The organism is Streptomyces sp. SAS_281 (assembly GCF_052542855.1).
Genome location: NZ_JBMNDO010000009.1, coordinates 78,961 through 99,280 on the forward strand (window position 1 = coordinate 78,961; position 20,320 = coordinate 99,280).

The following is a 20,320-nucleotide window of genomic DNA, read 5'->3' on the forward strand; positions in this document are numbered from 1 at the left end:
GGGACCCTGCGGCCGTGTCTGTCCGTCCACCCCGCACACCGGCGGGGGTCGCGGACGGGCGCGGTTTCCCGTATCGCTTTCCGGAACGGCGCACCGAAGGGGGAGGATGTACGCATGCAGCCCAGAAACATGTCCATGAGCGGCGTCGTCGACCTCGCCGCGGTGAAGGCGGCCGGAGAGGCCAAGGCGAAGGCGGAGCAGGCGCGCGCCGAGTCCGCGCGTCAGGGCGGCCCCGCGGCCGTCCCCGCGTCCTCCCTCGTGATCGACGTCAACGAGGCGGGCTTCGAGAACGACGTCCTCCAGCGCTCCGCCGAAGTGCCCGTCGTCATCGACTTCTGGGCCGAGTGGTGCGAGCCGTGCAAGCAGCTGGGCCCGCTCCTGGAGCGCCTGGCCCATGAGTACAACGGCCGCTTCCTGCTGGCCAAGGTCGATGTCGACGCCAACCAGATGCTGATGCAGCAGTTCGGCATCCAGGGCATCCCCGCGGTCTTCGCGGTCGTCGCCGGACAGGCGCTGCCGCTCTTCCAGGGGGCGGCCCCCGAGGCCCAGATCCGGCAGACCCTGGACCAGCTGATCCAGGTCGGCGAGGAGCGCTTCGGCCTGACCGGTATCGCGGTCGACCCCTCGGCGGCCGGTGAGCCGCAGGCGGCGGCCCCGGTTCCGCCCGGCCCGTACGACTCGCTCCTGGAGGCGGCCGCGCGGGCGCTCGACGCCAGTGACTTCGCGGGCGCCGTCCAGGCGTACAAGAACGTGCTGGCCGACGACCCGGCCAACAGCGAGGCGAAGCTGGGCCTCGCCCAGGCCGAGCTGCTGGGCCGGGTCCAGGCGACCGACCCGCAGAAGGTGCGCACGGAGGCGGCGGAGAAGCCGGCCGACGCGGACGCGCAGATGGCGGCGGCCGACCTCGACCTCGTCGGGGGCCATGTCGAGGACGCCTTCGGGCGGTTGGTCGAGACCGTGCGCCGGACGTTCGGCGAGGACCGCGACCGGGTGCGGCTGCGGCTGCTCGACCTCTTCGAGGTGATCGGCCCGGAGGACCCGAGGGTCGGTGCGGCGCGCACCGCGCTCGCGCGCGTCCTGTTCTGATCCGGTCTGTCCGATCCGGTTGTTCTGAACTGACAACACGGCCGCGGCGTCCTCATGGCGCCGCGGCCGTTTTCGCGATCAGGCGATAAGAGCGGGCCCTGCTTTACCAAATCTTGATAAAAGCACGCCCTGTTACTCGCAGTAAATCGATCTTTGCGATCCATCCCGTTTCGCTCGCTCTTCCTCCCTTTCGTCCGTTGGTCCGGGGCCACCCTGTGTGGCCGCTCGGTGCCAGCAGGTCGTGGCCCGGTTATGGGGGCGTTACCAGCGAGTAACGAACCCCCTTGTGTCCCGGCCGGGAATGGACCACGATCGGCCACGCTCGGTCCAATAACGCCAGTCCGGCTGCCAGTCGGGAGCGGCGGCTCCTTTGGGTCCCCACCGAGCGGGCCGGCGGCAGTGGCGCCGGCTCCGGACAGGGGGGTTCCTGCCGGCCGGCAGGGCCTGTCCGATCAGGTCGCGCACACGCGTGACCAGTGGTTGTCGCTCGGGGGTGATCGCCGGTGATGCGGACGCGGTACAGCCTCCGTATCCGGGCGCTCTCCTTTCCGAGGACGTAGCACTTCTCCCATCCCAGGTCGGGCAGGATGCCTGACCGGAGATGTACGTCCGAGAAGGAGGAAAAGTATGAGTTCCCAGGTTCGCGGTGGCACGAGATGGAAGCGTTTCGCTGTCGTCATGGTGCCGAGCGTCATAGCCACCGCCGCCGTCGGCGTCGGTCTGGCCCAGGGCGCGCTCGCCGCGTCCTTCAGCGTGTCGGGCCAGGAGTTCAAGGTCACGGCCGAGGAGCTGGACGGTGACAACTTCGTCCAGTACGGCAGCATCGCGACCGAGGACGGCGCCGTAGCCACGAAGGAGGGCAAGGCGCACGCCGTTGCCGTCTCCGGGTTCAGCAGCGCCAAGATCACGAAGATGTGCCAGTCGGTCGTCACGCCCAACCTGCCGTTCGGGCTGGGCAGCATCACGCTGAAGCTCAAGGCGGGCGACCCGGGGAAGGCCACGGGTGACGAGCGCGAGGAGAAGCTGGTCCACGCGACCGGCCTCTACCTCGACGTCTCGGACCTCGACGCCGACGCCGAGTTCAGGAACATCGACATCGGTGTGCGCGCGGGCGACCTCAAGGGTCCGGGCATCCAGCCCGGGACCGAGACGAAGGTCAACCCGAACGGCTTCGCACAGCGCGCCGAGCACGCCAACCTGAAGAACGTCAAGCAGAGGGCGTGGGCCACCACGGCAGGAACGTTCAAGCTGCCGGGTCTGCACCTGTCGCTGTCCAAGGGCGTCGACGAGTGCTACTAGGGCACTAGCCCGGGCGGCCGGGGGTGCGCAACGAGCCCTCGACCGCCCACCCTTCTCTTTCTCACAGCAGTACCGGTTCCCAGGGAGCTGTTTTCCATGAGCCCCGAATCCCAAGGGCAGAACGAGCACTACCTCTCCGTCGCCCGGCGAGGCTTCCGCACCTGGCGGGGTGACCGGCCGTTCTGGGCCGGACTGTTCACCATGCTGGGCGGCGTGCCCATCATGTACTTCCCGTACGCGAACATGCACCTCGGCAACGTGACGCTGGCGATGTCCACCACGGCCGGTGCCGGTTCGCTGATCATCGGTGTCCTGCTCGTCACGCTGGGCCTGACGATGTGGTTCCACAGCATCGTCCGCGTGTTCGCCGGTGTCGCGGCGATTCTGCTGGCCCTCATCTCCATACCCGTCGCCAACATCGGCGGCTTCCTCATCGGCTTCATCTTCGCCCTGCTCGGCGGCGCGCTCTCCGTGTCCTGGGCCCCGGGCGAGGCCCGCCCGGAGGCGGAGCCCGTACCCGCCGCCGAGGAGGCCCCGGAGACCGTTTCGTTCGCGAAGGACGAGCCGCTCCCCGAGGGCGCGTTCCACGGGGCCGGTGTTCCCGAGCAGCAGGCCCCGTACGACACCACGGTCGAGGGCGGGAGGCACCGTGCGGGGTGACGACGAGCAGGTGAACGGCGCGGACGAGAGCGGGACCCGGGAACGCAGAGGCCCCCGCCACGCCGCCCCCAGGAAGTCGCTGCTGACGAAGCTCCACATGCCCGCGGGCAAGAAGGCGTTCGCGCTCGCCGCGATGCCGACGGCGGTCTTCGTCGGGATGGGTCTTACGCCCCGGCTGGCGATGGCCGACGACACCACGGACATCCCGTTCGCGCCCGGCCCCTGCGTCACGCGCTCCGACGAGCCGAGCGAGTCGGCGGACCCGACGCCCTCCGCTTCGAAGACGCCGTCCCCCTCCACGAGCGAGAGCGCGAAGCCGACGCCGGGGACGAGCGACGGGGCGACCCCGAAGCCCACGGCCACGGGTCCGGCGGACGACACCGCGGACAAGGGCACCGACACCGCGGACCAGAGCACCGAGACCGCGAAGAAGAGCACCGACGCCGCCCCGGCCGAGACCCCGGCCGCCACGCCGTCGCCCACGAAGACGACGAACCCGCTCGACCCGCTGGGCCTCGGCGACGCGCTCAAGGACCTCTTCGACGGCCCCGACAAGGAGACGGCGAGCCCGTCCCCGAGCCCCACCACGGCGTCCCCGAAGCCGTCCGCGTCCGCCACCGAGGACTCCAAGGACGAGACCGCGGGGACGAAGGCCACCGACGGGGCGAAGGACACGGCCGACAAGACCGCCGACGTCATCCGCGAGGCGGCCGGCAAGGCGGGCCGGACGGTCGAGGAGCTGGACGAGGACGTCAAGGGCACCGACGCCAAGAAGGACGAGGACATCCCGGACGGCGCCAAGGAGCCGTTCCCGTGCCCCACCGCGGACCCGGAGGCCCTGGCCAACGCGAAGCTGGAGCCGGGCATCCCGAACCTGCCCACCGACCCGTGGATCCTGGAGAGCTCGCTGCTCACCCTGAACGGGCTCGACTACAAGGGCATCGTGGAGGTGCGGACGGGCGACGGCGCCACGAAGAAGGTGCTGAAGTTCACCGCGTCCTCGATCGACATCAAGGACCTGCACCAGCTGACGACCGGCCCGATGCCGGGCACCACGGGCCACGTGCAGGCGCGGAAGGGCTCCACCTCCACGATCCGCAACGGCACGGTGACGATGTACACGGAGGAGCTGAAGGGCAACCTCTTCGGCCTCATCCCGATCACCTTCAGCCCGGAGACCCCGCCCCCGCTGAACGTCCCGTTCGCGTTCTTCACCAAGGTGAAGGTCACCCAGGCCGGCCAGTTCGGCGGCACGCTGACCGTCCCGGGACTGCACAACTACCTCACCGAGGACGGCGCCTGAGGCGCCTCGGTAGCATGGCAACGGCCCGCCGCCCCACGGGGTGCGGGCCGTTGCCATGCTCGTCGACGTCCGCGGGGGACACGTGAGTTCGTTGTACGCGACACAGCCGGGGGAAGCGCGTGCCGAGGCGGGGGGCGGGCTCGGCGGCGGGGTCTATCACCCGCGCTTCTTCGAGGCGGGCGAGGACCACTTCCGGCGCATCCGTGCCGAGCACGCGTTCCAGTCGCTGACGGAGTCCACCAAGGCCGGGACGGCCCACCGCACCGGGGTCTACCTCACGCCCGTCACCCGTGCAGGGGACGCGCTGCACTTCCGGCTGCTCCGGTGTTCCACGAACCTCTCCGGCCCGACCGAGAACTTCCGCGCCACCGACACGGAGATCGTCGACGCGCTGAACCGGGAGGCGGCCGCCGTCTTCCGGGACCACGCGCCGCTGAACCACGTGCTGGCGCAGACGTACCACAACACCCGCGCCACCGCGGAGCGCAAGCAGACCAAGGCCCGGATCTCGTCGCACGCGGACAAGACCAAGGACATGCCCCGCAACGGCATCATGGCCTTCTGCACGTTCTACGACCGGCTCGACGGGCTGAGCCCCATGGCCGACGACCCCTACGACTACGGCGTGGGGCGGGCCAGCGCGCTCACCCGGCTGCGCTTCCGGCTCAAGGACCCGGCCGCCGAACGCGAGGACCGGCCCGCGCAGTTCACGCTGACGCTCCACCCCGGCTCCGTCTTCCTCATGCCGCTGTCCACCAACCGCCTGTACACGCACGAGGTCCGGCCCTCCACGCTGAACGCCGAGTACCTGCCGACCCGCCTGGGATACGTGGTGCGCTGTTCGAGCACCGAGGCCGTGCACCGGGACGGCCGTACGTACCTCAAGGGCGCCGCGGGGCCGGTGGAGCTGGAGCGGCCCACCGAGGAGGGCATGGCGGAGCTGCGCGCGCTGTACGCCGAGGAGAACCGGTCCACGTCGTTCATCGAGTACGGCGACCGGTTCCGCTTCAGCATGAACGCGGGGGACTACCGTGCTCCCCGGTTCTGAGGACATCGTCCGGTGCTCGCTGCCGGCGGAGACGGACCGCTTCGCGGAGCTGTGTGCCGCGACGCCCATGGAGGACGTCGGGAAGGGCCGGAAGGGCGCCGTACTCACCGGGCCGGACGCGGACGGCGGCGTGCCGCTCGTACGGACGACCACGCGGTACGCGCGTCCCGCGCTGCGCTTCCGGGACGTACACGCACGGCTGGCCCGGGAGGTGCGGGAGCGGGCGGGGCTCCCGGCCGCCTTCGACAACGCGCTGGCCGAGCGCTACTCCAGCGCGTACACGACGATGGGCCGCCACTGCGACCAGGCGCTCGACCTGGCCGATGGCACGTTCATCGCGGTCTTCTCCTGCTACCGGGACCCGGGGGCGGACCCGCGCCGGAAGCTGGTCTTCGAGTCGAAGGAGCGGCCGGACGCCGGGACGCTGGAGATCCCGCTCGTCCACAACGGCGTGGTCGCCTTCTCCGTGGCGGCGAACCGGCGCCTGAGGCACCGGATCCTCGCGGACCCGGCGGGCGGGGCCGGGGACAACGAGTGGCTGGGCATCACGTTCCGGACCTCGAAGACCGTCGTCCGCTTCCGCGACGGCATCCCGTACCTCCCGCAGGGCGTACCGCTCACGCTCGCGGACGAGGCGCGGGGGCGTGAGTTCTACGGGCTGCGGCGCCGCGAGAACGAGGAGGCGGACTTCGTGTACCCCGCGCTGGACTGCACCGTCAGCGCGAGCGATCTGCTGCCGCCGGTCTGAAAAGGGCGGTGCCCCCGGTTCGTGAGAACCGGGGGCACCGTGGTCATGCCGGGCGTCAGCCCTGGTCCTGGCCGCCCACGTGGTGGACGCGGACCATGTTGGTGGTGCCGGGGACGCCGGGGGGCGAGCCGGCCGTGATGACCATCGTGTCGCCCTCGTTGTAGCGGCCGAGCTTCAGCAGCTCCGAGTCGACCAGGTCGACCATCGCGTCCGTGGTGTCCACGTGCGGGACGACATGGGCCTCGACGCCCCAGCTGAGGGCCAGCTGGTTGCGGGTGGACTCGTCCGTGGTGAAGGCCAGGATCGGCTGGGCCGCGCGATAGCGGGACAGACGGCGGGCGGTGTCACCGGACTTGGTGAAGGCGACCAGGGCCTCGCCGCCCAGGAAGTCCGCGATCTCGCAGGCCGCGCGGGCCACCGAACCGCCCTGGGTGCGGGGCTTCTTGCCCGGCACCAGCGGCTGGAGGCCCTTGGAGAGCAGCTCCTCCTCGGCGGCGACGACGATCTTCGACATGGTCTTGACGGTCTCGATCGGGTACGCGCCGACCGAGGACTCCGCGGAGAGCATGACCGCGTCCGCGCCGTCCAGGATCGCGTTGGCGACGTCGGACGCCTCGGCGCGGGTCGGACGGGAGTTGGTGATCATCGACTCCATCATCTGGGTCGCCACGACCACCGGCTTGGCGTTGCGCCGGCACAGCTCCACCAGGCGCTTCTGCACCATCGGGACCTTCTCCAGCGGATATTCGACGGCGAGGTCGCCACGGGCGACCATCACACCGTCGAACGCCATGACGATGCCCTCCATGTGCTCGACGGCCTGCGGCTTCTCCACCTTGGCGATGACGGGGACCCGGCGGCCCTCCTCGTCCATCACCTTGTGGACGTCCTTGATGTCGTTGGCGTCGCGGACGAAGGAGAGCGCGACGAGGTCGCAGCCCATCCGCAGGGCGAAGCGCAGGTCCTCGACGTCCTTCTCGGACAGGGCCGGGACGTTGACCGCGGCACCCGGCAGGTTGATCCCCTTGTGGTCCGAGATCACCCCGCCCTCGATGACGATGGTGTGGACCCGGGGGCCCTCGACGGAGACGACCTTCAGCTCGACGTTGCCGTCGTTGATCAGGATCGGGTCGCCCTTGGCGACGTCACCGGGCAGACCCTTGTAGGTCGTGCCGCAGATCGACTTGTCCCCGGGGACGTCCTCGGCGGTGATGACGAACTCGTCCCCGCGGACCAGCTCGACCGGACCCTCGGCGAACTTCGCCAGACGGATCTTCGGGCCCTGGAGGTCGGCGAGCACGCCGACCGCCCGCCCGGTCTCGGCGGCGGCCTTGCGGACCCGGTCGTAACGACCCTGGTGTTCCGCGTGGGAGCCGTGACTGAAGTTGAAACGGGCCACGCTCATGCCGGCCTCGATCAGAGCGACGAGCTGCTCGTGGGAGTCGACGGCGGGGCCGAGGGTGCAGACGATTTTGGAACGGCGCATGAGGCGGATCCTATCGGTTTGTTTCGCTGCGGAATATTCCGGCTGGTGGAAGATACAAAAGGGCGGAGGCCCGCTCAGTTGTCGACCAGTGCGAAGGTCTGGGTGGCGATCTCCAGCTCCTCGTCGGTCGGCACCACGGCGACAGCGACCCGCGCGTAATCCGGCGAGATCAGCCGGGGTACGCCGGACCGTACGGCGTTGAGATCCGCGTCCACCGCGAGGCCCATCTCCTCCAGGCCGGCGATCGCAGCCTCCCGCACCGGGGCGGAGTTCTCGCCGACCCCCGCCGTGAACACCACGGCGTCCACCCGGCCGAGGACCGCCGAATAGGCGCCGATGTACTTCTTCAGCCGGTGGACGTAGATGTCGAAGGCGAGCGCCGCGCGCTCGTCGCCCTCGTCCACCCGGCGCCGGATCTCCCGCATGTCGTTGTCACCGCACAGCCCCACCAGGCCGCTCTTCTTGTTGAGCAGGACGTCGATCTCGTCCGCCGACATCCCCGCCACCCTTTTCAGATGGAAGGTGACGGCCGGATCGATGTCACCGGAGCGGGTACCCATCACCAGCCCCTCCAAGGGGGTCAGCCCCATCGACGTCTCCACGCACCGCCCGCCCGCGACCGCCGAGGCGGACGCCCCGTTGCCCAGGTGCAGCACGATGACGTTGACCTCCGACGGCTCCTTGCCCAGCAGCTCGGCCGCCCTGCGCGAGACGTACGCGTGCGAGGTGCCGTGGAAACCGTAGCGGCGGATGCGGTGGGCGTCGGCCGTCTCCACGTCGATCGCGTACCGCGCCGCGTACTCCGGCATCGTCGTGTGGAACGCCGTGTCGAACACCGCCACCTGCGGCAGGTCCGGGCGCAGCGCCTGGGCGGTGCGGATGCCCGTGATGTTGGCCGGGTTGTGCAGCGGGGCCACGGGGACCAGGCGCTCGATCTCCTTGAGCACGTCGTCGGTGATCACGGTCGGCTCGGTGAACCGCAGCCCGCCGTGCACCACCCGGTGCCCGATCGCCGCGAGACCGGGGGAGTCCAGGCCGAGCCCGTCAGCCGCCAGCTCCTCGGCCGCCGCCCTCAGCGCCTCGTCGTGGTCGGCGATCCGGCCCTCGCGCTCGCGGGGCCCGCCGCCCCCGGCCAGCGGGGTGTGGACGAGCCGCGAGGTCTCCTCGCCGATCCGCTCGACCAGACCGGACGCCAGCCGGGAGCGGTCGGCCATGTCGAGCAGCTGGTACTTCACGGAGGACGAGCCGGAGTTGAGGACGAGCACCCGGTTCGGCTTCCCGGCCGCCGTCGCGTCTTCGGTGTTGGGGGTGGTCATGCGGGTCACTCCTCGCCCTGGGCCTGGATCGCCGTGATGGCCACGGTGTTGACGATGTCCTGCACCAGCGCGCCCCGGGACAGGTCGTTCACCGGCTTGCGCAGCCCCTGGAGGACCGGGCCGACCGCCACCGCGCCCGCCGAGCGCTGCACGGCCTTGTACGTGTTGTTGCCGGTGTTCAGGTCCGGGAAGATCAGGACCGTCGCCTGCCCGGCCACCTCGGAGCCCGGCAGCTTGGTCGCGGCCACGCTCGGCTCGACCGCCGCGTCGTACTGGATGGGTCCCTCGATCCTCAGGTCCGGGCGGCTCCCGCGCACCCGGTCCGTCGCCTCGCGCACCTTGTCGACGTCGGCGCCGGTGCCCGAGGTCCCGGTGGAGTACGACAGCATCGCGATCCGGGGTTCGACGCCGAAGCGGGCGGCCGTGGCGGCGGACTGGACGGCGATGTCCGCGAGCTGCTCGGCGTCCGGGTCCGGGTTGACCGCGCAGTCGCCGTACACCAGCACCCGGTCGGCGAGGCACATGAAGAAGACCGAGGACACGATGGAGGCATCCGGCTTGGTCTTGATGATCTCGAAGGCGGGCCGGATCGTCGCCGCCGTGGAGTGCACCGCCCCGGAGACCATCCCGTCGGCCAGCCCCTCCTGGACCATCAGGGTGCCGAAGTAGTTGACGTCCGAGACCACGTCGTACGCCAGCTCGACCGTCACCCCGCGGTGCGCCCGCAGCTGTGCGTACCGCTCGGCGAACGGCTTCCGCAGCTCCGAGGTCTGCGGGTCGATGAGCTGGGTCCCGGCCAGGTCGATGCCGAGATCGGCGGCCTTCTTGCGGATGACGTCCGGGTCGCCGAGCAGCGTGAGGTCGCAGACGTCCCGGCGCATCAGCACGTCCGCCGCGCGCAGCACGCGCTCCTCGGTGCCCTCCGGCAGCACCACCCGGCGCCGGTCCGCGCGCGCCTGCTCCAGCAGCTCGTGCTCGAACATCATCGGCGTGACCCGGCCGCTGCGGGCGACCGAGACCCGGTCGAGGAGGGCGGCGGTGTCGACGTGGCGCTCGAAGAGGCCGAGCGCGGTCTCCGCCTTGCGCGGGGTCGCCGCGTTGAGCCTGCCCTCCAGGGCGAAGAGCTCCGCGGCGGTGGGGAAGGAGCCTCCGGCCACCGAGACGACCGGGGTGCCCGGTGCGAGCCGCGCGGCCAGCGTGAGTATCTCCTCGCCCGGCCGCTCGTCCAGGGTCAGCAGCACCCCGGCGATCGGCGGTGTCCCGGCGCTGTGCGCGGCGAGCGAGCCGATCACCAGGTCCGCGCGGTCCCCGGGCGTCACCACCATGCACCCCGGGGTCAGCGCCTTCAGCAGGTTCGGCAGCATCGCGCCGCCGAAGACGAAGTCCAGCGCGTCCCGGGCGAGCCCCGAGTCGTCGCCCAGGAGCACCGTGCCGCCCAGGGCCGCGGTGATCTGGGCGACCGTCGGCGCCGCGAGGGCCGGCTCGTCCGGCAGCACCGAGCAGGGGACGGGCAGGGTGGCGGTGAGGCGTTCCGCGACGACGTCCCGGTCGGCGGGGGCCACCCGGTTCACGATCATCGCGAGCACGTCGCAGCCGAGCCCCGAGTACGCCCGGTACGCGTTGCGGGTCTCGGCGCGCACCGACTCCGCGTTCTGGTCCTTGCCGCCGACGACCGCGATCACCGAGGCGCCGAACTCGTTGGCCAGCCGGGCGTTGAGCGCCAGCTCGTCGGGGAGCTGGGTCGCGGCGAAGTCGGTGCCGAGGACGAGCACCACCTCGTAGTCGACGGCGACCCGGTGGAAGCGCTCGACCAGCCGGGAGACGAGTTCGTCGGTGCCCTGCTCGGCCTGGATCGCGGACGCCTCGTGATAGTCCATCCCGTAGACCGTGCCCGGGTCCTGGGAGAGCCGGTAGCGGGCCCGCAGCAGTTCGAACAGCCGGTCGGGGTCGTCGTGCACCAGGGGGCGGAACACCCCGACCCGGTCCACCTGTCGGGTCAGCAGCTCCATGACGCCCAGGTCCACGACCTGGCGGCCGTCCCCCCGGTCGATCCCGGTCACGTACACGCTGCGCGTCACGCGTGCTCTCCCGTCGTCTCTGGTCCGGTATGGTGCCCGGTTCGAGTGGTAACCGCCCGTTTGACGATACCCGTGGGGGCGCAGGGGCCGCCCGCCGGACAACTGCCCCGCGAGGGCGTCACCAGGCCGCCCCCGAGCAGCCGGGAGCGCGAGCCGCGCGCCCGGCGTGGGACACTCGTCGTGACTCACGGTACGGGGGAAGCGGAAGAAGCCCCCGTTCCGGATGCCAAAACGGACGGGCCCAGCGAGCAGGAGACGGAACAGGATGCGCATCGGAGTTCTCACCGCAGGCGGCGACTGCCCCGGCCTGAACGCAGTGATCCGTTCGGTCGTGCACCGGGCCGTCGTCGGCCACGGCGACGAGGTCATCGGCTTCGAGGACGGCTTCAAGGGCCTCCTCGACGGCCACTTCAGGCCCCTCGACCTGAACGCGGTCAGCGGCATCCTCGCCCGCGGCGGCACCATCCTCGGATCGGCCCGCCTGGAGCGCGCCCGGCTGCGCGAGGCCGCCGAGAACTGCGCCGAGCTGAGCCGCCGTTACGGCATGGACGCGCTGATCCCGATCGGCGGCGAGGGCACGCTCACCGCCGCCCGGATGCTCGCGGACGCCGGAATGCCCGTCGTCGGCGTCCCGAAGACCATCGACAACGACATCTCCTCCACCGACCGCACGTTCGGCTTCGACACCGCCGTGGGTGTGGCGACCGAGGCCATAGACCGTCTGAAGACCACCGCCGAGTCCCACCAGCGCGTGATGGTGGTCGAGGTGATGGGCCGCCACGCGGGCTGGATCGCGCTGGAGTCCGGCATGGCCGGCGGCGCGCACGGCATCTGCCTCCCCGAGCGCAAGTTCGAGGTGGACGACCTGGTCAAGATGGTCGAGGAGCGCTTCGCGCGCGGCAAGAAGTTCGCCGTCATCTGCGTCGCCGAGGGCGCGCACCCGGCCGAGGGCTCCATGCCGTACGCCAAGGGCGAGATCGACCAGTTCGGGCACGAGCGGTTCCAGGGCATCGGCAACCGCCTGGCCGTCGAGCTGGAGAAGCGGCTCGGCAAGGAGGCCCGCCCGGTCATCCTCGGCCACGTCCAGCGCGGCGGTACGCCGACCGCGTACGACCGCGTCCTCGCCACCCGCTTCGGCTGGCACGCCGTGGAGGCGGCCCACCGCGGCGACTTCGGCCGGATGACCGCGCTGCGCGGCAACGACATCGTGATGGTCCCGCTCGCCGAGGCGGTCACCCAGCTCAAGACGGTCCCGCTGGACCGGATGCACGAGGCCGAATCGGTTTTCTGAGCCCGTTGCGCCGGAGGGCCTCGGTCTTCGGGCCGGGGGCCCTCTCCCGTTACGCCGGAGGGCCGGCCGTCTCCCAGAACCGCGGCACGATCCCGGTGAGGAAGGCCCGGCCCTCCTCACCGGTGTTGCCCGTCCGGTCCGTGCCCGCGCTGCTCCAGCTCAGCGTGGAGACCATCAGCGCCTGGTAGTCGCCGTGCAGCCGCTCCAGGACCTCCTGGAGGCGGCGCCGGTCCACCGGCACCAGCTTGCCCACCGGGCGGGTGTACGCCTGCCACCGCGTCGTCACCGCGCTGCGCAGCAGGTCCGCCAGCTCCTCCTCGCGCCCTGTCGCGGTCACGAAGTCCGCGGGCGTCAGGCCCAGCGCCTCGCTCAGCGCGGCGGACTGGCGCTCGTTGCCCCGCCACCGCCCCGACTCCTCCATCCGCAGATACGCGGAGGTGGCCACCCCCACCCGGGCGGCCAGCTCGTCCGGCGACAGCTCCCGGGAGACCCGGTGCTCGCGCAGACTGCGCGCGGCCGTCAGCAGCTCGCCCGGGGCGCACCACAGCACCCCGGCCAGTGCGGTGAGTTCGTAGTCCGAGGGGAACGCGAGCCCGCGCTCCCAGGCGGCCACCGTCTCGGCGGTGATCCGCAGTCCGTACTGAGCGCCGAGGCCGTAGGCGACATGGCCGGGAGCCATACCCAGGGCCTCGCGGAGTCTTCGGGCGGCGGGGGCGTTGAAAGGCGGAGAGGGGTGCACGAGGACACCGTAAGGAGCCGGGGGCCCCGCTGACTACGGTGTGTTCACCCGAGAACACGCCTCATAGGAAGGTCCTAGGCGCAAAAGCCGCACAGCGGGACCAGTCGCCCTGGATCAGCGTCCCTCCGGGCGCCACCGGTAGTGCAGCTCGGGCCGCCCCACCTGCCCGTACTGCGGACTGCGCACCGCCCGCCCCACCGTCACCAGGTGCTCCAGATAGCGGCGTGCGGTGATGCGCGAGATCCCCAGCCCCAGGGCCGCCGCCGAGGCGCTGAGCCCGTCCGGGGCCGCCCGCAGCGCCCCGGTGACCGCTTCGAGTGTCGGCGCGCTCAGCCCCTTGGGCAGCCGGGCCGGCTCCGGGGCGCGCAGCGCGGCGAGCGCCCGGTCCACCTCGTCCTGGCCGCTCGCCTCACCGGCCGCCGCCCGGAACTCCGCGTACCGCACGAGCCGGTCCCGCAGCGTGGCGAAGGTGAACGGCTTCAGGACGTACTGCACGACACCGAGCGAGACACCCTCCCGGACCACGCCCAGGTCGCGGGCGGAGGTCACCGCGATCACGTCCGCCGAGTGTCCGGCCGCCCGCAGCGAGCGCAGCAGCTGCAGCCCGTGCCCGTCGGGCAGGTAGAGGTCGAGGAGCAGCAGGTCGACCGGGGTGCGCTCCAGCGCCCGCACGGCCTCGGCGCGCGAGTGCGCCACGGCGGCCACGGCGAAGCCCGGCACCCTGCCCACGTACAGCTGATGGGCGTCGGCCGCCACGGGGTCGTCCTCCACGACCAGGACCCGGATCACGAGACGCTCTCCTTCGCCGCGCGTGCCAGCGGCAGCCGTACGGTGAACTCCGCGCCCCCGTCGGCGCCCCGCTCCAGCGCCACCGTCCCGCCGCCCCGGTGCGCCGCCTGGCGGACCAGGGCCAGGCCGAGGCCGCGCCCCGCGCCGTGCGTCGACCAGCCGGCCCGGAACACCTCGGCCGCGTCCGCCGGGTCGACCCCGGCCCCGTTGTCCGCGACGCGCAGCAGCAGTTCGCCCCCTTCGGCGAGCGCGGTGACCGTGACCCGGCCGCGCCGCCCGGACACGGCCGCCTCCCGGGTCACCGCGTCCACCGCGTTGTCGATCAGGTTGCCGAGGACGGTCACCAGGTCACGGGCGGGGAGCGACGCGGGCAGGGCGCCGTCGTCGATGAGGCTGTCCTCCGCGAGCACCAGCTCCACGCCCCGCTCGTTCGCCTGGGCCGCCTTGCCGAGCAGCAGGGCCGCGAGCACCGGTTCGGCGACCGCGCCCACCACCCGGTCGGTGAGCGCCTGGGCCAGCTCCAGCTCGGCCGTGGCGAAGCCCACCGCCTCGTCCGCCCGGCCCAGCTCGATCAGCGAGACCACGGTGTGCAGCCGGTTCGCCGCCTCGTGCGCCTGGGAGCGCAGCGCCCGGGTGAAGCCGCGCTCCGAGTCCAGCTCCCCGGACAGCGCCTGGAGCTCGGTGTGGTCGCGCAGGGTCACCACGGTCCCGCGCCGTTCGCCGCCGACCACCGGACGGGTGTTCACGACGATGACCCGGTCCGCCGTCAGATGCACCTCGTCCACCCGCTCCTCGGAGGCGAGCAGTGCCCCGGTCAGCGGGGCCGGCAGATCGAGATCGGCGACCCGGCGGCCGACGATGCCCGGGGCCAGGCCGAGCAGTTCCCGGCCCGCGTCGTTGACCAGGGCGATCCGGCGCTGCCCGTCCAGCATCAGCAGCCCCTCGCGCACCGCGTGCAGGGTCGCCTCGTGATAGTCGTGCATCCGGCTCAGCTCCGCCGCGTTCATCCCGTGCGTGTGCCGCCGCAGCCGGGCGTTGATCACGTACGTGCCGAGCCCGCCGAGCACCAGCGCCGCGCCGGCCGCCAGCGCCAGGGCGCCCAGCTGGGCCCGCACCTGCGAGGAGACCCGGTCCACGGTGATGCCCGCGCTGACCAGGCCGGTGATCCGGCCGCCGTCGCGGACCGGGGTGACGACCCGGATCGAGGGCCCGAGCGTGCCGGTGTACGTCTCCGAGAAGGTCTCCCCGCGCAGCGCCCGGGCGGTGTGCCCGAGGAAGGTCTCGCCGATGCGGTCGGTGTCCGGATGCGTCCAGCGGACCCGGGCCGGGCTCATGATCGTGATGAAGGCGATCCCGGTGTCCTTGCGGACCCGCTCCGCGTACGGCTGGAGCGCGGCGGACGGGTCGTCGGTGCGGATCGCCTCCCGGACGGACGGCGATCCGGCCACCGAGAGGGCCACCGCCCGCGCCTGCCGGGCCGCCGTCTCCTCGGCCTGGCCGCGCCCGGAGGCGTACGCGAAGAACGCGCACCCCGCCACGACGGCCGCCACCAGCACCACCTGCCACGCGAACAGCTGGCCGGCCAGGCTGCGCGGTCGGGTACGGGGGAAACGCATGCCGACCAGTGTGCCTGGCCGAAAACGTATGAACGAAATGACCGTAAGGGTGACCGGGGTCACAGCGGGCGGGATAGTCGCCGGGGCCCCCGGCACGGGGGTGGGACGAGGACGACCCGAGGAGACCCCGTGGCAGTGAGCGCCGCCGAGCCGGAACGCACCAAGCCGGACCGTACGAAATATCTGTACGTCGCCGTGATCGTGGCCGTCGGCCTCGGCATCCTCGTGGGCTTCGTCGCCCCGGACGCCGCCGTGGAACTGAAGCCCATCGGTACCGGGTTCGTGAACCTGATCAAGATGATGATCTCGCCGATCATCTTCTGCACGATCGTCCTGGGCGTCGGCTCGGTCCGCAAGGCCGCCAAGGTCGGGGCCGTCGGCGGCCTCGCCCTCGGCTACTTCCTGGTCATGTCGACGGTCGCGCTGGCCATCGGCCTGGTCGTCGGCAACATCCTGGAGCCCGGCTCCGGCCTCCACATCACCGAGGCGGTCCGCGCCGCCGGGGAGAAGCAGGCGGAGGGGGCCGGCGAGTCCACCACGGACTTCCTGCTCGGCATCATCCCGACCACCCTGGTCTCCGCCTTCACCGAGGGGGAGGTGCTCCAGACCCTGCTGATCGCCCTGCTCGCGGGCTTCGCGCTCCAGGCCCTGGGCCCGGCCGGCGAGCCGGTGCTGCGCGGCATCGGGCACATCCAGCGCCTCGTCTTCCGCATCCTCGCCATGATCATGTGGGCGGCGCCCATCGGCGCGTTCGGCGCGATGGCCGCGGTGGTCGGCGAGACCGGCGTGGACGCGCTGAAGTCCCTCGCGGTCATCATGATCGGCTTCTACATCACCTGCGCGCTCTTCGTCTTCGTGGTGCTCGGCGCGATCCTGCGCCTGGTCGCGGGGCTCAACATCTTCAAGCTGCTGAAGTACCTCGGCCGGGAGTTCCTGCTGATCCTGTCCACCTCCTCCTCGGAGTCGGCGCTGCCCCGGCTGATCGCGAAGATGGAGCACATGGGCGTCAGCAAGCCCGTCGTCGGCATCACCGTGCCGACCGGCTACTCCTTCAACCTGGACGGCACCGCGATCTACCTCACGATGGCCTCGCTGTTCATCGCCAACGCGACGGGCGACCCGCTGAGCATCGGTGAGCAGATCTCGCTGCTGGTCTTCATGGTCATCGCCTCCAAGGGCGCGGCGGGCGTCACCGGGGCCGGCCTCGCCACCCTCGCCGGCGGCCTCCAGTCGCACCGCCCCGAGCTGGTCGACGGCGTCGGCCTGATCGTCGGCATCGACCGCTTCATGAGCGAGGCCCGCGCCCTGACCAACTTCGCGGGCAACGCGGTCGCCACGGTCCTCGTCGGCACCTGGACCAAGGAGATCGACCGCGAACGGGTCGGCCAGGTGCTCTCCGGCGCGCTGCCCTTCGACGAGAAGATGCTCGCCGACGAGGGCCCCGACGAGGCGTACGTCCCCGAGGCCCGCGAGGGCGGCCAGGAGCAGGCGCCCGCGCCCGCCAAGGTCTGACCGCGGCCCCGCATTCCTCCTTGCCTTGACGTCGGCGTCAAGGATTACGGTCGCGGTATGCGAATCGGGGAGCTGGCCGAACGGGCCGGGACGACGACGCGGACGCTGCGCTACTACGAGTCGCGCGGGCTGCTGCCCGCGCGACGCGCGGTGAACGGCTACCGCACGTACGACGAGGGCGACCTCAGGCTGATCCAGCAGATCCGGACCCTCCAGGACTTCGGGTTCGATCTGGAGGAGACCCGGCCCTTCGTGGAGTGCCTGCGCGCCGGGCACCCCGCCGGGGACGCCTGCCCCGCCTCGCTCGCCGTCTACCGGCGCAAGCTCGGCGAGCTCGACCGGCTCATCGAGCAGCTGCGGGCCGTCCGCACGGAGGTGGGCGCCCAGCTGGCCCGCGCCGAGCTGGAGGCGTCCGCCGGGCTGCCCGGCGGCCCCGAACCACGCTGCGAACTGGGAGGATGACAGATGATCCATGTAACGGGCGTCGACGAGCTCACCGACGAGACCTTCGACGCCGAGGTGCGGGGGGAGACCCGGCCCGTCCTGGTGGAGTTCACCGCCGACTGGTGCGGCCCCTGCCGCCAGCTCGCCCCGGTCCTGGGCGCCGTCGCCGAGGAGGAGCACGAACGGCTCCGCGTCGTCCAGATCGACGTCGACCGCAATCCGGGGATCAGCACCCGGTACGGCGTCCTCTCGATGCCCACCCTGATGGTGTTCCGGAACGGCGAACCGGTGAAGTCCATGGTCGGCGCCCGCCCGAAGCGCCGGCTCCTCCAGGAGCTGGAGGACGTGCTCTGAGCCGCCCGAGGGGGGGGGGCCACCGGCCCCGCCCCCTCGGCGTCCCACCGCGTCACGCCGGCTTGAACCACACCGTCGCCAGCGGCGGCAGCGTCAGCGACACGCTCGACGGCCTGCCGTGCGACGGCACGTCCTCCGGCTTCAGCGGCTCCTCGTTCACCACACCGCCGCCCCCGTACCGGGACGCGTCCGTGTTCAGGACCTCCGCCCACAGCCGGGGACCCTCCGGCACCCCGAGCCGGTAGTCGTGCCGGACCACCGGCGAGAAGTTGGAGACCGCCAGCAGCGGCGCGCCCTTCGCGTCGTGGCGCAGGAACGCGAACACGTTGTCCTCCGCCGCGCCCCCGTCCACCCAGGCGAAGCCCTCCGGGCGGGTGTCGCGCTGCCAGAGCGCGGGCGTCGCCCCGTACACCCGGTTGAGGTCGCCGACCAGCTCCCGCACCCCGCGGTGGTCACCGGCCGCCTCGTACGACGGGTCCAGCAGCCACCAGTCCGGGCCGTGGCCCTCCGACCACTCCGCGCCCTGCGCGAACTCCTGGCCCATGAACAGCAGTTGCTTGCCCGGGTGGGCCCACATGAAGCCCAGGTACGCGCGGTGGTTGGCGCGCTGCTGCCACCAGTCGCCCGGCATCTTGGAGACCAGCGCCTGCTTGCCGTGCACCACCTCGTCGTGCGAGATCGGCAGCACGTAGTTCTCGCTGTACGCGTACACCATCGAGAACGTCATCTCGTTGTGGTGGTACTTGCGGTGCACCGGTTCCTTGGAGACGTACACCAGCGAGTCGTGCATCCAGCCCATGTTCCACTTCAGCCCGAAGCCGAGCCCGCCGTGGTCGGTGGCCCGGGTCACGCCGTCCCAGGCGGTGGACTCCTCGGCGATGGTGACCACGCCCGGATTGCGCCGGTAGACCGTGGCGTTCATCTCCTGGAGGAAGGAGACCGCGTCCAGGTTCTCCCGCCCGCCGAACTCGTTCGGCGACCACTGGCCGTCCTCGCGCGAGTAGTCCAGGTAGAGCATCGAGGCGACCGCGTCCACCCGCAGCCCGTCGATGTGGAACTGCTCGCACCAGTACGTGGCGTTGGCGACCAGGAAGTTGCGGACCTCGGTACGCCCGTAGTCGAACTCCAGCGTCCCCCAGTCCGGATGCGCGGCCCGCCTCGGGTCGGAGTGCTCGTACAGCGGCCGGCCGTCGAACTCGGCGAGGGCCCAGTCGTCGCGCGGGAAGTGCGCCGGCACCCAGTCCATGATCACGCCGATCCCGGCCCGGTGCAGCGCGTCCACCAGGAAGCGGAAGTCGTCCGGCGAGCCCATCCGGGAGGTCGGGGCGTAGAACCCGGTGACCTGGTAACCCCAGGAGCCGCCGAAGGGGTGCTCCGACACCGGCATCAGCTCGACGTGCGTGAAGCCCAGGTCCTTGACGTACGCGGGCAGCTGCTCGGCCAGCTGCCGGTAGGAGAGACCGGGCCGCCAGGACGGCAGGTGCACCTCGTACACCGAGAACGGCGCCTCGTGCACCGGCACGTTCCCGCGGTTCGCCATCCACTCCTGGTCCTGCCACACGTGGTGCGCGGCCGTCACCACCGAGGCGGTGGCGGGCGGCACCTCGGTGTGCCGGGCCATCGGGTCCGAGCGCGTCGTGTGCGAACCGTCGGGGCGGCAGATGTCGAACTTGTACAGCGCGCCCTCCCCGGTCCCCGGCAGGAACAGCTCCCACACCCCGGACGAGCCCAGCGACCGCATCGGGAAGCCCGTGCCGTCCCAGTAGTTGAAGTCACCGCACACCCGCACGCCCCGGGCGTTCGGCGCCCACACCGTGAACCGCGTCCCGGCGACCCCCTGGTGCTCCATCGGCCGCGCCCCGAGCGCGGTCCACAGCTCCTCGTGCCGGCCCTCCCGGATCAGATGCAGATCCAGCTCCCCGAGCGCGGGCAGGAAGCGGTACGGGTCGTGGACCTCGATCTCGTTGTCGTCGTACGCCACCAGCAGCCGGTACTCCGGCACCGAAGGCAGCGGCAGCACCCCGGAGAACAGCCCGTCCCCGTCGCTGTGCAGCGGCGCCCGCAGGCCCTTCGCGAGGACGGTGACCGACCGGGCGAACGGGCGCAGCACCCGGATCTCCACCCCGTCGCCCACCTGGTGGGCGCCCAGCAGGTCGTGCGGGGCGTGGTGCTCGCCGGCCAGCAGCCGGCCCCGGTCGGCGTCGTGCAGCGGGGCGGCCGGGCGCAGCTCCTGGCTGCCGGCGCTGCGGGGCTTGGGCGGCGCGGCGGCCTTCTTCGCGCGCTTCGCCGGGGCGGCGGCCCCCGTCGCGGGGGTCTTCTTCGGGGCCCTCTTCTTCGCGGGCGGTCCGGCCGGCGGCGAGGAGAGGGTGGCGGCGATCGGCTCCTCGGCGAGCGGGAGCTCGGCGGCGGACGCGGCGGGCGTGACGGGCACGGCGGGCTCGGACTTGCGGGTGGCGGCCTTGAGCGCGGCTTCGTCGACCTTGCTCGGGTCGATGACCTCGGTGCGGAGGCGCGTGATGCAGCCCTCGACCTCTTCGATGTTCTCGATTCC

General features: G+C 71.8%; 17 protein-coding genes. 10 read left to right on the plus strand and 7 right to left on the minus strand.

The genetic code is table 11. The features are described 5' to 3' along the window. The first annotated feature begins 114 nt into the window (after positions 1 to 114). The 6 genes from ACN6LM_RS05915 (at position 115) to ACN6LM_RS05940 (ending at position 6,144) form a co-directional block, all read left to right on the plus strand. Entirely contained in the window at positions 115 to 1,086 is a 972-nt protein-coding gene (locus ACN6LM_RS05915) for a tetratricopeptide repeat protein (protein ID WP_445064190.1), read from the plus strand. Between the two features lie 627 nt (positions 1,087 to 1,713). Continuing rightward, the gene (locus ACN6LM_RS05920; protein ID WP_445064191.1) at positions 1,714 to 2,385 is read left to right on the plus strand and encodes a DUF6230 family protein; all 672 of its coding nucleotides are present in this window, start codon (positions 1,714 to 1,716) and stop codon (positions 2,383 to 2,385) included. 96 nt (positions 2,386 to 2,481) lie between these two features. Next, complete coding sequence (locus ACN6LM_RS05925) at positions 2,482 to 3,045, plus strand: DUF6114 domain-containing protein (RefSeq protein ID WP_445064192.1); 564 nt, start codon at positions 2,482 to 2,484, stop codon at positions 3,043 to 3,045. Continuing rightward, complete coding sequence (locus tag ACN6LM_RS05930; protein ID WP_445064193.1) at positions 3,035 to 4,348, plus strand: hypothetical protein; 1,314 nt, start codon at positions 3,035 to 3,037, stop codon at positions 4,346 to 4,348. The genes ACN6LM_RS05925 and ACN6LM_RS05930 overlap by 11 nt, the downstream gene beginning before the upstream one ends. 91 nt (positions 4,349 to 4,439) lie before the next feature. Continuing rightward, entirely contained in the window at positions 4,440 to 5,396 is a 957-nt protein-coding gene (locus tag ACN6LM_RS05935; protein WP_445064205.1) for a hypothetical protein, read from the plus strand. Continuing rightward, positions 5,380 to 6,144 (plus strand): hypothetical protein, encoded by a 765-nt coding sequence (locus ACN6LM_RS05940; protein ID WP_445064194.1) that lies wholly within the window; start codon positions 5,380 to 5,382, stop codon positions 6,142 to 6,144. Before ACN6LM_RS05935 ends, ACN6LM_RS05940 begins: the two co-directional genes overlap by 17 nt. A gap of 55 nt (positions 6,145 to 6,199) precedes the next feature. On the opposite strand, the gene pyk is transcribed toward ACN6LM_RS05940, so the two are convergent. The 3 genes from pyk to pta all read right to left on the minus strand — a co-directional run bounded on the left by pyk (position 6,200) and on the right by pta (position 11,024). Continuing rightward, positions 6,200 to 7,630, minus strand: coding sequence for a pyruvate kinase (pyk, locus tag ACN6LM_RS05945; RefSeq protein WP_164398542.1), 1,431 nt, complete (start codon positions 7,628 to 7,630; stop codon positions 6,200 to 6,202). A gap of 74 nt (positions 7,631 to 7,704) precedes the next feature. Beyond that, positions 7,705 to 8,946, minus strand: a complete 1,242-nt coding sequence (locus tag ACN6LM_RS05950) for an acetate kinase (RefSeq protein WP_445064195.1) — start codon at positions 8,944 to 8,946, stop codon at positions 7,705 to 7,707. A gap of 5 nt (positions 8,947 to 8,951) precedes the next feature. After that, the gene (gene pta, locus ACN6LM_RS05955; RefSeq protein ID WP_445064196.1) at positions 8,952 to 11,024 is read right to left on the minus strand and encodes a phosphate acetyltransferase; all 2,073 of its coding nucleotides are present in this window, start codon (positions 11,022 to 11,024) and stop codon (positions 8,952 to 8,954) included. Positions 11,025 to 11,289: 265 nt separating this feature from the next. Here pta and ACN6LM_RS05960 point away from each other — a divergent pair, with 265 nt between their 5' ends. Then, complete coding sequence (locus ACN6LM_RS05960; protein WP_265541004.1) at positions 11,290 to 12,315, plus strand: ATP-dependent 6-phosphofructokinase; 1,026 nt, start codon at positions 11,290 to 11,292, stop codon at positions 12,313 to 12,315. 49 nt (positions 12,316 to 12,364) lie between these two features. Here ACN6LM_RS05960 and ACN6LM_RS05965 read toward each other — a convergent pair whose 3' ends face one another. The 3 genes from ACN6LM_RS05965 to ACN6LM_RS05975 form a co-directional block, all read right to left on the minus strand. Then, the gene (locus ACN6LM_RS05965) at positions 12,365 to 12,994 is read right to left on the minus strand and encodes a helix-turn-helix domain-containing protein (protein ID WP_445064206.1); all 630 of its coding nucleotides are present in this window, start codon (positions 12,992 to 12,994) and stop codon (positions 12,365 to 12,367) included. Between the two features lie 174 nt (positions 12,995 to 13,168). Further along, positions 13,169 to 13,843: a response regulator gene (locus ACN6LM_RS05970; RefSeq protein WP_445064197.1), complete on the minus strand. Its 675-nt coding sequence runs from the start codon at positions 13,841 to 13,843 to the stop codon at positions 13,169 to 13,171. Further along, positions 13,840 to 15,459 (minus strand): sensor histidine kinase, encoded by a 1,620-nt coding sequence (locus tag ACN6LM_RS05975; protein WP_445064198.1) that lies wholly within the window; start codon positions 15,457 to 15,459, stop codon positions 13,840 to 13,842. Before ACN6LM_RS05975 ends, ACN6LM_RS05970 begins: the two co-directional genes overlap by 4 nt. A gap of 135 nt (positions 15,460 to 15,594) precedes the next feature. Between ACN6LM_RS05975 and ACN6LM_RS05980 the strand changes: the two genes are divergently transcribed. From ACN6LM_RS05980 to trxA, 3 genes are read left to right on the plus strand one after another with little or no spacing between them, the layout of a single operon-like run. Then, on the plus strand, positions 15,595 to 16,971 hold the full coding sequence (locus ACN6LM_RS05980; RefSeq protein WP_445064207.1) for a cation:dicarboxylate symporter family transporter: 1,377 nt from the start codon (positions 15,595 to 15,597) through the stop codon (positions 16,969 to 16,971). Between the two features lie 57 nt (positions 16,972 to 17,028). After that, a complete protein-coding gene (locus ACN6LM_RS05985) occupies positions 17,029 to 17,433 on the plus strand; it encodes a MerR family transcriptional regulator (RefSeq protein WP_445064199.1) in 405 nt (134 codons plus the stop codon). A 3-nt stretch (positions 17,434 to 17,436) separates the two neighbouring features. Then, positions 17,437 to 17,769 carry a thioredoxin gene (gene trxA / locus ACN6LM_RS05990; protein ID WP_445064201.1) on the plus strand — a complete coding sequence of 111 codons (333 nt, stop codon included), beginning with the start codon at positions 17,437 to 17,439 and terminating at the stop codon, positions 17,767 to 17,769. Positions 17,770 to 17,821: 52 nt separating this feature from the next. On the opposite strand, the gene glgB is transcribed toward trxA, so the two are convergent. Further along, positions 17,822 to 20,320, minus strand: a 2,499-nt coding sequence (glgB, locus tag ACN6LM_RS05995; RefSeq protein ID WP_445064202.1) for a 1,4-alpha-glucan branching enzyme, incomplete at its 5' end; no start/stop codon positions are given.